This window comes from Anaerococcus sp. Marseille-P3625, from assembly GCF_900232825.1.
Lineage (GTDB): Bacteria > Bacillota > Clostridia > Tissierellales > Peptoniphilaceae > Anaerococcus.
In genome coordinates, this window is record NZ_OCTP01000010.1 from 346,734 (window position 1) to 361,988 (window position 15,255).

Sequence of the window (15,255 nt, forward strand, 5' to 3'; positions counted from 1 at the left end):
GGATTGAAGATGAAAAAATACACAAGACAAAGATTAATTCTTGATATCATACAAAACAATGAAGTAAAAACTCAAAGTCAATTATCTAAAATGCTAAAAAGCCATGGAGTAGATGCAACTCAGGCTACAATATCAAGAGATATCAAAGAACTTAGAATATCAAAAGTACAAACAGATGATTATGAGTATAAATACACAGTAGTTGACACGGTTTATGATACATTAAATGAAAGAATGGAAAAAATTTTCAAAGAGTCAGTTTTATCAGTAGAAAAGTCAGCTCAACTTTGTGTAATTAAAACAATATCTTATTGTGCAACTGTATGCGGACAATTTATAACAAATGCAAAGTTGGAAAATGTTGGTGGAATGGTAACTGGTATAGATACTATTTTTATAAGTCCAAAAGATTATTCCAATTTAGATCAACTAATAGAACAAATTAGAGATATGGTTAAATAATGTTAGCAGAACTTTTTATAGATAATTTTATAATTATAAAAAGAAATCATATAATTTTTGAAGATGGCTTTAATGTACTCACAGGAGAAACTGGTTCAGGAAAATCTCTAATACTTGAAGCCATTAATTTGTTATTGGGCAAAAAAGCTAGTAAAGATGTAGTCGGTAAATTTTCAGATAAAGCAACCATAGAAGGCATCTTTATTTTAGATGAAAAAAACAAAAAAATTTTAGAAGATAATACAATAATATTTGATGAAGATGACAATAAACTAATAGTAAATAGAACCATAGGAAAAAAATCATCTACGCTTAGGATTAATGGAAGAATTGTAAATTTAGCTAGCTTAAGAGAAATAGCTCCAATTTTAGTAGATATTTATAAGCAAGGCGATTCGAATGCTTTTATGAACAAGGCAAATTATATTTACCTTATAGATAGTTATTCAAACGATAAAGAAACAATAAATTTGAAAAAAACCATTAAATCATTAGTTAGTAAAAGAAATGAATTTCTAGAAAAATTTGATCATTTAAACTTAAGTGATGAAGAAATTAGCAGGGAACGCGACTTAATAGAATATCAAATTTCAGAAATTGACCAAGTGGATTTATCAAATATTAACGAAGAAGAAATAGATGAAGAATACAGGAAATTAACAAGCATAAATGAAATTAGAGAAGCTATAGAAAATTCGAAAAGTATTTTAGATTCATCTGAATATGATACTATCTCTGCAACAGAAATGATAAATAAATCTATGACAGAATTATCAGCAATTACAGATCTTGATGATAAACTAAGTGTTTTTTACGATAGATTATCTTCCTTAAATGATGAAATAGGCGATATATATTCTGAAATGGATTTATACGAAGAAAATCTCATAGGCGATTCCTATAGGCAACAAGAGCTTGAAGATTTAATGGAAATAATTTTTAAGCTAAAGAGAAAATACGGTCGCAGCATAGAAGATATATTAGACTTCTACGATAATATTTCTAAAAGATTAGAAGAACTAAATGAAATTGACGATTTAAAAAATAATCTTGACAAAATCATAAGTGAGATTGATAGCAAATTAGAAAAAAATGCCCTTATACTGCATGAAATTAGAAACAATAAAAGTAAAATCATTGAAGAGAAGATAAATAAATCCATTAGAGAGTTAAATATAAAAAATGGATTATTTAAAATAAAAATTTCGCAAAAAAATAGAATCGATATAAATGGCTTAGATGACGTTGATTTTCTTATAAGAACAAATAAGGGAGAAGATTTAAAATCTTTGCAAAATACAGCATCAGGTGGCGAAATTTCAAGAATCATGTTGGCTTTTAAAGAAATTTTTGCCGATTTTGATGATGTCGATACCATGATATTTGATGAAATCGACACGGGAATTTCTGGAAGAACAGCCCAAATAGTAGGAGAAAAAATACTTGATTTATCAAAAAATAGACAAGTGATTTCAATAAGTCACCTACCACAAATAGCTGCACTTGCTAATAATCACTTATTGATAAGCAAAAAAGACGAGGAAAATTTTACTATTTCTAGCACAAAAAAAATTGAAAATAAGGATAGAGTAGAAGAAATTGCAAGGTTGATAGGTGGAGTTAATATAACGAAAACAACTATTGATTCCGCAAGCGAAATTTTAACTATGGCACAGGAGTTAACAAATGAGCGAAGATAAATTTTATGAGCAATCTATTAAATCTGAAACAATTTATGATGGAAAAATTTTAAAACTTAGAGTTGATACCGTTGAATTGTTTAATAAAAAATATTCCAAAAGAGAAATTGTTGACCATCAAAAAGGTGTAGGTATTATTGCCTTTGATGGAGATGATAAATTGTGGCTAGTTAGTCAATATAGGATAGCTATTGATAAGGTAACTCTTGAAATTCCAGCAGGTCTAGTGGAAAGTAATGAAGTTCCTATTGAAGCTGCAAAAAGAGAACTTCAAGAAGAAATAGGATATTATCCGGAAAAAATTGACTTCTTATTTAATATGTACTCATCACCTGGTTTTACCAATGATAAATTATCATTTTTTAAAGCAAGTGAACTAAGAGAATCAAAACTAGCAGAAGATGAAGACGAAAATCTCATTGCAAAATCATATAATATAGCAGATTTATGGGATATGGTATTAAATGGCGAAATTACAGATGCAAAAACTATAATTGCCATTCAATATGCAAATAATTTGAAATTAAAAAATGAATTTAAAGATTGAATTAGAGGGCTTTACTGGCCCTTTTGATTTGCTGGTAAATCTTATCGAAAAAAATAAAATAGATATATATGATATCAATTTAGAAGAAATTACTAATGATTATCTAAAAGAAATTGAGAATTTAGATCCTCAAATAGATGATTTAAGTGAGTTTATTTATGTAGCAGCTATTTTACTAAATATTAAATCAAGAAAATTATTGCCAAAAGAAGAAGACGGAGAAAATCTTGAGGAAGAATTCATAAGCTATCTTATCGAATATAAGAAGATAAAATCTGTTCAAGAAGACTTAAAAATCTTAGAAAATGAGGCAAACAAAATCTATTCAAAATATCAAGAAGATCTTAGTCAATTTTTGGATAATGAAGAGATAATAACAAGTGATGTTAAAATTTTAGCAAATCAATATGAAAAGCTATTAAAAAACTTTTCAAAGACTCCTGAAAGTAATGACTTATTATCAATTATTAAATTGCCTGATGTAAATGATTATGTGATAAATTACAGGAAGGCCTTAGAAATTAGAAATGATTTAAGATTAGATTTAATTATTAATGATATTCACAATAAAAGTGAATGTATAGCTAGTTTTTTGGCTTTATTAGAGCTTTTCAAATTGGACGAAATATATTTGATGCAGGATAAGGGAAACAAATTTTATATAAAAAAAAGATTGTAGGAAATAATGGAAAAAGAGTATTTAAAAGGACTTATAGAAGAAATCTTATATGTGCGGGGCGAACCTTTAGAAATTAGCGATCTATGTCAAATAATCTCTGAAGCAAGCAAAAAAGAAATAATAGAAGCCCTAAATGATATAAGCATACAAAGAGAAAAAAGTGCAAGTGGCTTGCTTTTAAAAAAATTTGGCAATACTTACCAACTAGTAAGCAGAAATAAGCACCACAAATATTTTGAGAAATTTGTAGAAAACACTCCAAAAAAATTAAGCTCTTCAGCTCTTGAAACTCTTTCCATAATTGCTTACAAACAACCGATTACTAGGGTCGAAATTGATAAAATCAGAGGTGTAAACTCGCAAAGGTCTATCGATAATTTGATAGAAAAAGGACTGGTTTTGGAAAATGGTAGGCTTGATAAAATTGGAAGACCAATAATTTATATAACAAGCGACTTGTTTTTAAAATATTTTGATTTAGAAGATTTATCACAATTACCAAAAATAGAAAATCAAGAAGAAATAAACAATGAGAATTAATAAATACATAGCAAAATCTGGATTTTGTTCAAGAAGAAAAGCAGATGAACTTATAAGTTCAGGCAAGGTCGTAGTAAATGGAAAGATTTTGGAAGATTTTTCTTACGACACAAAAGATGACGATATTATTACCGTTGACGACCAAATTTTGCAAATAGAAAAACATTTTTATTACAAATTAAACAAACCTATAGGCTTTATTACCAGCAATTTTGATCCTTATAACAAAAAAGATCTAAACGATCTGATTTTTATGGATCAAAGATTTTTTGCAGCGGGAAGACTTGATAAAGATAGCCACGGACTTTTGATAATTACTAATGATGGGGATTTTGCCAATGCATTAACTCACCCAAGTCATGAGATAAGCAAAGAATATATAGTAAAAGTAGATAGGGTTTTATCAAAAAAAGATGAAGAAAAATTTAAAAAGGGTCTAGATATAGGAAATGGTGAAATAACAAGCAATTCTTATCTTAAATTAATTGGAACAGATACCTACCGAGTTATGATAAAACAAGGTTATAATAGGCAAATACGAAGAATGTTTCAAACTTTAGGGTCAAATGTAATTGACCTATGTAGGATAAGAATTGGTGCAATTAATCTAGATGGACTTAAACTTTCTTCTTACAAAGCTTTTGATAAAAAAGAAATGGAATTTGTAAAACTTATTAAAAATAATATATGAAAAAAATTGGAATCATTGGTGCAGGAGCAAGTGGACTTTATTGCGCTATTAATTTAAAAAATGAAAATACAGATGTCACTATTTTGGAAAAAAACGATGAAATTGGGAAAAAAATTCTTATTACTGGAAATGGGAGATGTAATCTTACAAATACAAAAACTTACAAGGAATTTTTAGATAATATAGTTTCAAATAAAAAATTCCTTTATTCTTCTTTTGCAAAACATGATAACTTTGCTACAATTGACTTTTTTACAAAAAATGGTTTGGATTTAATTACAGAGGATGACGATAGAGTCTTCCCAAAATCAGAAAAAGCTAAAGATGTTATCAAATTTTTTGAAGATAGAATTAAAGAAAAATCTGTCAAACTTATTAAAAACCAAGAAGTTATAGATTTAATTAAAGATAAAAATTTTATTGTAAAAACTAAAAATAAAAGCTATGAATTTGATATAGTTATCATAGCCACAGGAGGACTTTCATATCCTAATACTGGTTCAACAGGAGATGGTTTTAAATTTGCTAGAAAATTTAATCATAATGTCACAAAAACATTTCCTTGCTTAGTTCCGATATTTTTTAAAGATAAGGATCTTTGCAATTTAAAGGCTATAACTTTGGAAAATGTGACGCTTACAATTAAAACAGATGAAGATATTTTTTCGAAAAAAGGCTCAGTTTTATTAACAAGTAAGTTTATTTCTGGACCAATAGTTTTAAATCTATCATCTTTAGCTATTTCTAGTAAAATAAATTCTATAAAGCTTGATTTATCTGAAGATGATTATAAAACACTGGATAAAAAATTTATAAAAGTTCTAAATGAAAATCCTAAAAAAGATATAATAAATATCTTAAAAAATTTTCTTATAGCTTCACTTGCAGAGATAATTTTAAAAAGATTAAATATCAAAGAAGATCTTAAAGCCTATGAAATAAACAAAGACCAAAGATTGGAAATTATAAATATTATCAAAAATTTCACTTTGGAATTTGATAGATTTGGTGGCTTTAACACAGCCATAATTACAAAAGGTGGCGTTGATATTAATCAAATAGATCCCAAAACTATGCAATCTAAACTTGTTAAAGGACTTTATTTTATAGGAGAAGTTTTAGATATAGATGGATTAACTGGTGGTTATAATTTACAATTGACATTTACAACAGCCTATCAAGCTCAAAGTTCCATAAAGGAGGACTTATGACATATATTATTGCAATTGATGGACCTAGTGGTTCTGGCAAATCTACAATTTCTCAAAAACTTGCAGAAATTTTAAAAATAGAATATTTAAACACTGGTTCAATGTATAGGGCAGTCAGTAAATATTTTTTAGACAATAATATTAAAGAAAATTCTACAGAAAATGAAATTTCAATAGCTCTGAATAAAATAAAAATAGATTTTATTAATAATGAAATTTACTTAAACGGAGAAAATATAGAAAGTCTTATAAGGACTGATTTAGTTACCAAAAATACGTCCTGGGTTTCAGCAAATAAAATTATTAGAGAAAACTTAGTAGCTAAGCAAAGACAAATAGCAAGCACAAAATCTTTTGTAGTTGATGGCAGAGATATTGGAACAGTTGTATTTCCTAATGCAAAGTACAAATTTTACCTAACTGCAAGCACTAAAGAAAGAGCCAAAAGAAGATTTTTACAAAAAGAATCTAATTTAAGTATTGAAGAAATCGAAGAAGCATTAATAAAAAGAGATTTATATGATTCTTCAAGAGCAATTTCTCCACTAAAAAAAGCTGACGATGCCTTAGAAATTGACAATTCTAAACAAAGTATCGAACAAACTTTACAAACGATTATATCTTATATGGATAAAGAAGATGTTTTATAAAATTTTACAAATAATATTACAAATAATTATAAAGCCCATTTTTAGGATTAGAATAAATGGTTATGAAAATTTGCCAAAAGAAAATGGCTATATACTCTGCTCTAATCATAAATCTAATTGGGACCCAGTTTTTTTAGCTATAGCTATTAAAGATCCTATTATTTTTATGGCAAAAAAACAAATATTCGATTGGCCAATTATTGGAAGTGCCGTAAAAAAATTGGGAGCTTTTCCTGTTCAAAGAGATGGCAGAGATATGGCAAGCCTTAAACACTCAATAAAATTGATAAAAGAAAATAAAATTCTTGGAATAATGCCGGAAGGAACAAGAACAAAAAATATTGATAGAGAAAATATGAAAGAGGGTGTAATATACATTGCTCTAAAGGCAAAATGTAACATAATCCCCGTTGAAATAATTTCAACATTCAAACCCTTTAGAAAAACTTATATAAATATTAATAAAGCAATTGAAGTAGAAAAATATCTGCCATTAAAATCAAAAGAAGCAATGGTAAAAATGACAGATGAATTATTTTATAAAATTTATCAAAGCCATAATGAAAAATTAGAAAGTAGTAAAGATGGAAATTATAATAGCAAATAATTCTGGATTTTGTTTTGGGGTAAAAAGATCGGTTGATTTAGCAAAAAAAGCACTTGAAAGCAAGAAAGATAAATATTGCATTGGCCCATTAGTTCATAATCCACAGCTTGTGAAATCCTTGGAAAATCAAGGAATCAATGTGATAACAAAAGAAGAAGCTTTGAAAATAAAAGATTCTCTTATACTAATTAGGGCTCATGGAGAAAGTGAAGATTTAAAAAATATTTTAATTGAAAATAACAATGAATTGCTAGACGCAACTTGCCCTGTCCTTAAAAATATTTACAAAAAAATAATTCAAAAAGAAAATGAAGGATATCAAATTGTAATTGTAGGAAATAAAGACCATCCTGAAATAAAAGCTATGGACTCTTATATAAAAAATGGTATAATAATTAAAGATGAGACTGAAGCAAAAAATATTAAAAGTGAGGAGCCTATCTATGTAGTCTCTCAGACGACAAATAGAGAGGACTTTTACTATTGTATTGCGAACTTCTTAAAAGAAAATAATGATAGTAGTGTAGTAATAGATAACACAATATGCAAGGCTACAAGATTAAGGCAAGAATCTTGCAAAAATTTATCTAGAGAAGTAGATTGCATGATTGTAGTTGGTGGTTTTAATAGTTCTAATACGAACAAGCTTTTTGATGTTGCTAGTTCATATAATAAAAATGTTTTTAGGATTGAGACTGTTAAAGATCTACCTTTGCAAAAGCTCTCTGAATTTAAAAAAATTGGAATAATCGCAGGTGCATCCACACCTGATGAGATTATTGAGGAGGTAGTAAGTAAAATGGACGAATTTACAAAAGAAGATTTTATGAATTCTATTGAGGATAGCTTTAAGAAAGTTTATCCAAAGGATATTGTGAAAGGAACAGTTATCGATGTTAAAGATGATGAGGTTTTTGTTGACATCCAATATCGTGCAGATGGAATTGTAAAATTAGATGAAATGACAGAAGAAGAAAAAGAAAATCCAAAAGATCATTTTGAAATTGGCAACGAAATTGACGTGTACGTTATTAAACTTGACGATGGTGAAGGAAATGTTTCTTTATCAACAAGAAGAGTACAAGGAATGAAAGCTTGGAAAGAACTTATAGATAAGTTTGAAAATAACGAAATAGTAGAAGGTCATATAGTAGGATCTAACAAGGGTGGATTAACTGCTGAAGTTAATGGCATTCAAGGTTTTATTCCAGCAAGTCAAATAGCTACATACTTTGTAAAAAATTTCAAAAAGTTTGTAGGTGAAACTTGGGAATTAAAAATTTTATCAATAGACGAAAGAAAAAATAGACTTGTTTTATCTAGAAAAGAAGTTTTAGAAAATGAATTAGAAGAAAAATGGGAAGATTTAGAAGAAGGACAAGTAGTAGAAGGTAAAGTTGCAAGACTTACAGATTTTGGTGCTTTTGTTGAAGTAAATGGATTAGACGGATTACTTCACGTATCTGATATTGCATGGTCAAGAGTAGAAGTTCCTTCTGATGTACTTAACGTTGGTGATAGCATAGAAGTTAAAATTCTAAAATTAAACAAAGAGAAAAATAGAATCTCTCTTGGACGTAAACAATTACTAGAAAAACCATTTGAAGCATTTGTAAATAGCCACGAAGTTGGAGATGTTGTAAAAGGTAAAGTAGTTAACCTACTAGATTTTGGTGCTTTTGTTGAATTAGCTGATAGTGTTGAAGGTTTGGTTCACGTTTCAGAAATCTCTTGGGATCATGTTGAAAAACCATCAGATGAATTAAATCTAAATCAAGAAATCGAAGTTAAAATTATTTCCATAGATAAAGAAGCTGAAAAAATTGGTTTATCAATAAAACAATTACAAGAAGCTCCAGAAAGACCAGAAAAGAAAGTTAGAAGAGAAAACAAGGCTAACAATAAACCAAGAAGAAAAGTTGAAAAAGATCACAGCCAAAACTTTAGTTCAGATGCTGACTTAAATAACAACTTAGGAAACCTTCTTGAACAAGCTTTATTTGAACAAGGTGGCTCTGATTTAATAGCAGCTGAATCCAATGAAGAAGCTATTAATCAAGAAGAAAAAGCTATTGAAGAAAATAACGAAGTTGACGAAAACAACGAAGAATTATAATACTGAAATGTTAATAAAAAAGGAAGATGATTCATGTCATCTTCTTTTTAAATGAGGAATAGATGGAATTAAAAGAAAAATATTTAGAATATTTTAAGGGGAAAAAATACAATATAACAACTTTTGGTTGTCAGATGAATGAGCATGATTCTGAAAGAATTTCATATATTCTAGAAGATTTAGGATATACTTATACTTCTGATAGAAATAGTGCAGATTTTATATTGTTTAATACTTGCTTAGTAAGAGAAAATGCAGAATTAAAGCTCTATGGTCAAGTCTCTTCCTTAAAAAAACTAAAAAAAGAGCACCCAGAAAAAATAATTGTAGTTTCTGGTTGTATGATGCAAACTTCAACTGCAAGAGAAGTTATAGTTAATAAGCATAAGGAAGTTGACATAGTATTTGGAACAAAAAATATAAATTCTTTAGCTGATTTAATATTAAGATTTCTTGAAACTGGTCAAAGAGTCATAGATATTTCAACAGATTATGGAAAAGATGATTTTGAAAAATATAATTCAACCAATTATTTTCAGGCTTATGTAAATATTATGAGAGGTTGCGATAATTTTTGCTCATATTGCATAGTTCCACAATCACGTGGTAGAGAAGAATCTAGAAGACCTTACTCAATAATAGAAGAAATTGAATATCTTGTGGATCAAGGCTATAAAGAATTTACACTTTTAGGACAAAATGTTAATTCTTACGGCAATAAGACTAACTATGGCTTTACTTTCCCAGAATTATTAAACAGAGTTGCAAAAATAAAAGGTGTTGAAAGACTCAGATTTACCTCAAGTCATCCTAAAGATCTTTCAGATGAGCTAGTTTATGTTATGCGTGATAATGATAATATATGTAATTTTTTTCACCTACCAATGCAATCTGGTTCAAATGATGTTTTAGAGAAGATGAACCGTAAATATACAATAGAAAAATACATCGAAAGAGCCAATAAATTAAAAAAAGAAATCCCCGGCATAGCGCTATCCACAGATATAATTGTAGGATTTCCAACAGAAACTGAAGAAGATTTTCAAAAAACCTTAGAAGCGTGCCAAATAGTTCAATTTGATTCAGCCTTTACCTTTAAGTACAGTCCAAGACCAAAAACATTAGCTGCAAAACTTCCGATAATTGACGATGAGATAGTGCAAGATAGATTTCAAAGACTCTTAGATGAATTATATCCAATATTTTATCAAAAAAATAATGAATATATAGGAAGAACCGTTAAAGTACTAATTGAATCAGAATCAAAAAACAACCCTGAAATAATGACAGGCCGCACAGATACTTTTAAGCTTTGTCATGTCAAAGCAAGCAAAGATTTAATTGGCAAATTTGTAGATGTTAAAATTACAGATAATACATCTTTTACGATAGCAGGAGATTTGGTGAAATAGTAAACAATTAATATATTAAAAATAAAAATTATTTATAATCCTTTATTTGTATTAAATACAGTGTTATCATTCTATTGTTAAAGGAGACGAAAATGAGAGATGTGGTAGTAAAAGCTAAGGCAAAGTTAGGAAAAATTCCTGATAATGAATTTTATCTAAATCTTGCTAGAGAAAATGACTATAATAAAAAAATTGATATCATAGCTAAAAAAAATCCTTCAATCGATCAAAACATGGATAAAAGAACAATTGAAAGGAGCAATTTTAGGTATATTTTTAATGAGTTAAAAAGTATCGACTATTTTCTACAAGGCATTGAAAGTGATTTATTTAACCTTTATTTTTCAAAGTACGAAATATTATTTTTACAAGAAATAATAGAAGCATTAGTAAATGAAAATTTTAAAAGAAATTATCTGGATTTTTTAGCAAATCCCCTTTCTAAGAATTTTGTTTTACAAGAAGATATGAATTTGGAGAAATTTGTAGAATTTAACAAAGAAAGTAAATATTACAGAACTCTTTTACCGTTTTTAAATAAAAATATGCAAAGGGAAAATTTGATATTTTTATTATCTAACTCCTTAATGAAATATTATTATAGATCATTAATTAAACTTGCCAAAAAATTCCCGGCAGATCAAAGAGATAAGATATTAAATTTTTTGGGAGAAGAGATTAATTTAGCTAATTTTCAAATGATTTATAGGTTGAAAAGTTTCTATGATATAGATGATAATGGTATATTTAATTATCTTATAGCTGGCGGCAACAAATTTAATGGCAAGAGATTAAAAGAATTATCGATGTTATCAATAGATGATTTGGTAAAATTTGTAAGTGCCGGCAAATATAGAAGAATCTTCAAAAATGAAAATAATATTCAAAAAGAATTTAGGAAATACCAATATAAGCTCTATCAAAGCGAAATAACTAAGGAAGAGTCAGATATATTATATGTCATCTCTGCTATGAATATTATTTTTATTAGTGGAGAGAATATCGAAGCTTTGATAGAAATGGACGATAGTTTTTCAATTGATGAGCGTTTAGAATATTTAATTGTGAGGTAATTATGGCAGTAGAAAAAATGTATTTAGTTAATATGGTTTCAAAGCTAAAAAATCTGGATGAATTTCTTGAAGATGTAATACAAATTGGAGATATTGAACCAGTTGATGCTTTTAACCAGGTGACTAACAGAAACTTTAATATTAAAGCTTCAGCAGAAAATGTCGATATAACTGAAGATATCAATGAACTTTCAGGTTTTGAAAAAGAAGATTCCGATGATTTTATTGAAAAACTCAAAGAATTAAAAGAATCTTTAAATTTAAAGGATAGTTCTAGTAAAAGGTTGGTTGACAGAAATAAAATCAACGAATTATACGAAAAATTGAAATCTTTATTAAAAGAAAAGGAAGAATTGGAAGAAAAGTCAAAAATACTTGATGTTTATTCTGAAAATGTTCAATTATTGAAGGAATACAAAATTGACATCGAAAAAGTAAAAAACTTAAAACATTTTGATTATAGGTATGGATCAGTTTCAGAAGATGGTCGTTTTATATTAAAAAATAATTATGAAAATATACCATCTCTTATAATTCACCTTGATGGTAGGATAGATAATGCAAATCTTAGAGCTTTGGATGATATATATTCGCTTGATCAAACGACCGATACTTTAGAAGTTCAAACACAAAAAATTCTTAACGATGAAATAATCAATACAAGAAATGTAAGTTTAAGGTTAGATCAAGACTATAATTCTAAGAATAAAGATTTATCTGACAAAATCTATAAGGAAATTTTAGATGCTGCAGATGTTAAGATTGAGAAAATCAACTTAGATTATCAATCAAAAATTGATTTTATGGATGAAATTTATGAGAAATATAAGGGAGAAGTTGTTGAAGATGTCGTTACTTCTATAATTGACGACAAGGATTTAAAACTTTGATTCTATAAAATCAAACTAAGAATTTAGTATAAAATATGTTACAAGTAACTTTAAGCTATAAATATAGATTTAAGTTATAAATGAAAAAAGGAAGTTAAAATTATGAAAAATAAATATCCAGATCAGGAAATGACTTCTAAAAATCAAATGCTTAATAATAAAGACAAAAAAGTGGATTCTAGGTCTAATATACAAGCTGATGATGAAAGTTACTTATTAATTTATCCGAAAAAAGTAAAAGAAGATGTATCTAGATCCATTAATACTCTCGGTTTTTTAGATAAGGATACACCTGATGATTCTTCTATGAATTCTATGGATTATGAGAAATCTTCTACTATAGAAAAACTTGATGAAATAAGCAAGAAAACTGAAAATTTAAAAAGTGACAATAAAGAAATTTTAGATAACCTTCCTTACACGTTGGATTACAATAACAAGGCTAAAGAACTAAAAAATAATATGGCTCATGGAAGCGAGTATTTTTATCTATCAGGGAAAGTTCCTGAAAGCAAATTGGGAGATTTTGAAAAGCTTGGAAAAAAATATCCCAACACTCTAATTAGTAGTAAATACGAATCTCAAGATGGAGAAAGTCCACCTAAAACAAACAAAAATAATCAATATGTAAAATCTAACGAAGAAAACTACTTATTAATTTATCCAAAGCAAGTAAGAGAAGATGTGTCAAGATCTATAAATACGCTAGGTTTTATAGATAAAGATATACCTAAAGATTTTTTGATTGATTCTATTGATGACGAAAGATTTAAAACAAGTCAAAGGCTTGATGAAGTTACTAAAGAGATTAGAAATATAAATGGCAACTATCAAGATTTATTAGAAAATATACCTTATTCTTTGGATTATAGTGAAAAAGCTAACAATTTAAAAAATGATATGGCTCATGGAAGTGATTATTTTTATCTTTCAGGTTGGGTTCCAGAAAGTAAACTTGAGAGTTTTCAAAAACTAGAAAGCAAACATAAAAACACACTTATTAATAGCAAAGAAGTTTCAGAAGTTAGTGAACAGCCGCCAACAAGGTTAAAAAACAATCCTTTTGTAAAACCTTTTGAATATATGGTAAATATGTACGGTCCTCCATCTTATAATGAGATTGACCCAACACCATTTTTTGCCATAACTTATATGCTTTTGTATGGACTAATGTTTGGAGATCTTGGTCAAGGTTTAGTATTTTTAGGACTTGGTTTCTGGCTATCAAAGAAAAATGAAACTTTTGGAGCACTATTAAAGAGAATTGGTATATCAGCATCCGTATTTGGGCTAATGTATGGTTCGTTTTTTGGTAGAGAAGATTTGATCCCTGCCTTGCTGATAAAACCATTTGATAACATTATGACAGTCCTAATTGCTTCAGTTGCATTTGGTGTGACTTTGATGGTGATTTCATATATAATCGGTATCTATAACAAAGTTCACCTTCAAAAAAACATTGAAGAAGGTATCTTTGGCAAAGAAGGGCTTGCAGGGCTTATGATGATGACAGCATTTATCATTATAGTTCTTGCAATTGTAAATATAGGTCCTATTCCAAAAACTATTGGCCTAATCTTGCTTATACTTTCTATAGTGATGATAATATTTAAACAACCTATAGCAAGAAAGTTAGAAGGAAACAAAAGATTATATGACCAAGCAAAGGGAGATTACTATCTCGAAGGTTCGTTTTCAGTTATAGAAGCTCTACTTTCGGTATTTTCAAATCTTGTATCCTTTACAAGAGTTGGAGCCTTTGCCATAAACCACGTTGGTTTGTATATGGCTTTTGAAGTTATGGCAAAACTTATTGGTGGTGGTGTCAAGGGCTTTATAATATTGGTAATTGGAAATATATTTATAATAGGTCTAGAGGGCATGATTGTAGGTATCCAAGGATTAAGACTAGAATTTTATGAAATGTTTAGTAAGTATTACGAAGGAAATGGTCGTTTATTTAGACCAATTAGTAAATAAATAATTTAAAAAAGGAAAGTAAGGAAAATTATGATAAAAAATATTGCATTTTTAGCACTAGCAGTTGTTGCTATAACAATTTATTCAGGTTTGTATCTATTAAAAACAAATGAAGACTCATCAAAAAATAAAATTAGAAAAGCGTTAAAAATTAACCTATTCACCTTTGTCCCAATAATGGCGATGATTATAGTATTGCTATTACCAGCAAATTCAATAGCTGCAGGAGGTGCTGCTGCCAGCAGTGCTGATGGACTAAAATATATAGGTGCCGCATTATCAACTGGTCTTGCTACTATTGGTACAGGATTTGCAGTAGGTAATGTAGGTTCTGCAGCACTTGGAGCAATTTCTGAAGACCAATCTATATTAGGTCGTACAATTATCTTCGTTGGTCTTGCAGAAGGTATTGCTATCTTTGGTGTTATAATCTCTATAATGATTTTAAACGCATAAAATGAAGGCAAGAATACTAACTAATGACCCTAGTCTATTAGTTATGTTTAGATTAGGATCTATTGAAGGGAAGCTTGTTAAAAATACAAGTGAAGCAAAAGAAATGTTTAAAAATTCAATCAAAGATGAAAACTTGGCAGTTTTAATACTAACAAGAACAATTGAAGAATGGATTAGTAAAGAGCTTAGCTTATATAAACAAAAAGAAAGCATCCCTTTAATTGTTGTAATAGATGGTTGA

General features: G+C 28.3%; 16 protein-coding genes. All 16 read left to right on the forward strand.

Features of this window, described 5'->3' with window-relative positions; genetic code table 11:
- The first annotated feature begins 9 nt into the window (after positions 1–9).
- The 16 genes from CS884_RS02985 (at position 10) to CS884_RS03060 (ending at position 15,255) form a co-directional block, all read left to right on the forward strand.
- Positions 10–462, forward strand: coding sequence for an arginine repressor (locus CS884_RS02985; protein ID WP_099320584.1), 453 nt, complete (start codon positions 10–12; stop codon positions 460–462).
- Positions 462–2,162 carry a DNA repair protein RecN gene (gene recN, locus CS884_RS02990; protein ID WP_099320585.1) on the forward strand — a complete coding sequence of 567 codons (1,701 nt, stop codon included), beginning with the start codon at positions 462–464 and terminating at the stop codon, positions 2,160–2,162. The genes CS884_RS02985 and recN overlap by 1 nt, the downstream gene beginning before the upstream one ends.
- A complete protein-coding gene (locus CS884_RS02995) occupies positions 2,149–2,709 on the forward strand; it encodes an NUDIX hydrolase (RefSeq protein WP_099320586.1) in 561 nt (186 codons plus the stop codon). The genes recN and CS884_RS02995 overlap by 14 nt, the downstream gene beginning before the upstream one ends.
- Complete coding sequence (locus CS884_RS03000) at positions 2,693–3,388, forward strand: ScpA family protein (protein WP_099320587.1); 696 nt, start codon at positions 2,693–2,695, stop codon at positions 3,386–3,388. Before CS884_RS02995 ends, CS884_RS03000 begins: the two co-directional genes overlap by 17 nt.
- Before the next feature lie 6 nt (positions 3,389–3,394).
- Positions 3,395–3,928 (forward strand): SMC-Scp complex subunit ScpB, encoded by a 534-nt coding sequence (gene scpB / locus CS884_RS03005; RefSeq protein WP_099320588.1) that lies wholly within the window; start codon positions 3,395–3,397, stop codon positions 3,926–3,928.
- Positions 3,918–4,619 (forward strand): pseudouridine synthase, encoded by a 702-nt coding sequence (locus tag CS884_RS03010; protein ID WP_099320589.1) that lies wholly within the window; start codon positions 3,918–3,920, stop codon positions 4,617–4,619. The genes scpB and CS884_RS03010 overlap by 11 nt, the downstream gene beginning before the upstream one ends.
- A complete protein-coding gene (locus CS884_RS03015) occupies positions 4,616–5,830 on the forward strand; it encodes an NAD(P)/FAD-dependent oxidoreductase (RefSeq protein WP_099320590.1) in 1,215 nt (404 codons plus the stop codon). The genes CS884_RS03010 and CS884_RS03015 overlap by 4 nt, the downstream gene beginning before the upstream one ends.
- The gene (cmk, locus tag CS884_RS03020) at positions 5,827–6,480 is read left to right on the forward strand and encodes a (d)CMP kinase (RefSeq protein WP_099320591.1); all 654 of its coding nucleotides are present in this window, start codon (positions 5,827–5,829) and stop codon (positions 6,478–6,480) included. The genes CS884_RS03015 and cmk overlap by 4 nt, the downstream gene beginning before the upstream one ends.
- A complete protein-coding gene (locus CS884_RS03025; RefSeq protein WP_099320592.1) occupies positions 6,470–7,087 on the forward strand; it encodes a 1-acyl-sn-glycerol-3-phosphate acyltransferase in 618 nt (205 codons plus the stop codon). The genes cmk and CS884_RS03025 overlap by 11 nt, the downstream gene beginning before the upstream one ends.
- Positions 7,065–9,203 carry a bifunctional 4-hydroxy-3-methylbut-2-enyl diphosphate reductase/30S ribosomal protein S1 gene (locus CS884_RS03030; protein ID WP_099320593.1) on the forward strand — a complete coding sequence of 713 codons (2,139 nt, stop codon included), beginning with the start codon at positions 7,065–7,067 and terminating at the stop codon, positions 9,201–9,203. The genes CS884_RS03025 and CS884_RS03030 overlap by 23 nt, the downstream gene beginning before the upstream one ends.
- 62 nt (positions 9,204–9,265) lie before the next feature.
- On the forward strand, positions 9,266–10,615 hold the full coding sequence (gene miaB / locus CS884_RS03035) for a tRNA (N6-isopentenyl adenosine(37)-C2)-methylthiotransferase MiaB (RefSeq protein WP_099320594.1): 1,350 nt from the start codon (positions 9,266–9,268) through the stop codon (positions 10,613–10,615).
- 92 nt (positions 10,616–10,707) lie between these two features.
- On the forward strand, positions 10,708–11,688 hold the full coding sequence (locus tag CS884_RS03040) for a V-type ATPase subunit (protein WP_099320595.1): 981 nt from the start codon (positions 10,708–10,710) through the stop codon (positions 11,686–11,688).
- A 2-nt stretch (positions 11,689–11,690) separates the two neighbouring features.
- On the forward strand, positions 11,691–12,578 hold the full coding sequence (locus CS884_RS03045) for a hypothetical protein (protein ID WP_099320596.1): 888 nt from the start codon (positions 11,691–11,693) through the stop codon (positions 12,576–12,578).
- 102 nt (positions 12,579–12,680) lie between these two features.
- On the forward strand, positions 12,681–14,558 hold the full coding sequence (locus tag CS884_RS03050) for a V-type ATP synthase subunit I (RefSeq protein WP_257875741.1): 1,878 nt from the start codon (positions 12,681–12,683) through the stop codon (positions 14,556–14,558).
- A 30-nt stretch (positions 14,559–14,588) separates the two neighbouring features.
- Positions 14,589–15,014 carry an ATP synthase subunit C gene (locus CS884_RS03055; protein WP_099320597.1) on the forward strand — a complete coding sequence of 142 codons (426 nt, stop codon included), beginning with the start codon at positions 14,589–14,591 and terminating at the stop codon, positions 15,012–15,014.
- 1 nt (position 15,015) lies between these two features.
- Positions 15,016–15,255, forward strand: coding sequence for a V-type ATP synthase subunit F (locus CS884_RS03060; protein ID WP_099320598.1), 240 nt, complete (start codon positions 15,016–15,018; stop codon positions 15,253–15,255).

Coding starts and splice junctions, on each gene's coding strand:
- CS884_RS03040 (WP_099320595.1), top strand. CDS start 10,708: ATGAGAGATGTGGTAGTAAAAGCTAAGGCAAAGTTAGGAAAAATTCCT.
- CS884_RS03060 (WP_099320598.1), top strand. CDS start 15,016: ATGAAGGCAAGAATACTAACTAATGACCCTAGTCTATTAGTTATGTTT.
- CS884_RS03055 (WP_099320597.1), top strand. CDS start 14,589: ATGATAAAAAATATTGCATTTTTAGCACTAGCAGTTGTTGCTATAACA.
- miaB (WP_099320594.1), top strand. CDS start 9,266: ATGGAATTAAAAGAAAAATATTTAGAATATTTTAAGGGGAAAAAATAC.
- CS884_RS03025 (WP_099320592.1), top strand. CDS start 6,470: ATGTTTTATAAAATTTTACAAATAATATTACAAATAATTATAAAGCCC.
- scpB (WP_099320588.1), top strand. CDS start 3,395: ATGGAAAAAGAGTATTTAAAAGGACTTATAGAAGAAATCTTATATGTG.
- CS884_RS03015 (WP_099320590.1), top strand. CDS start 4,616: ATGAAAAAAATTGGAATCATTGGTGCAGGAGCAAGTGGACTTTATTGC.
- CS884_RS03030 (WP_099320593.1), top strand. CDS start 7,065: ATGGAAATTATAATAGCAAATAATTCTGGATTTTGTTTTGGGGTAAAA.
- CS884_RS03010 (WP_099320589.1), top strand. CDS start 3,918: ATGAGAATTAATAAATACATAGCAAAATCTGGATTTTGTTCAAGAAGA.
- cmk (WP_099320591.1), top strand. CDS start 5,827: ATGACATATATTATTGCAATTGATGGACCTAGTGGTTCTGGCAAATCT.
- CS884_RS03050 (WP_257875741.1), top strand. CDS start 12,681: ATGAAAAATAAATATCCAGATCAGGAAATGACTTCTAAAAATCAAATG.
- recN (WP_099320585.1), top strand. CDS start 462: ATGTTAGCAGAACTTTTTATAGATAATTTTATAATTATAAAAAGAAAT.
- CS884_RS03000 (WP_099320587.1), top strand. CDS start 2,693: ATGAATTTAAAGATTGAATTAGAGGGCTTTACTGGCCCTTTTGATTTG.
- CS884_RS02995 (WP_099320586.1), top strand. CDS start 2,149: ATGAGCGAAGATAAATTTTATGAGCAATCTATTAAATCTGAAACAATT.
- CS884_RS03045 (WP_099320596.1), top strand. CDS start 11,691: ATGGCAGTAGAAAAAATGTATTTAGTTAATATGGTTTCAAAGCTAAAA.
- CS884_RS02985 (WP_099320584.1), top strand. CDS start 10: ATGAAAAAATACACAAGACAAAGATTAATTCTTGATATCATACAAAAC.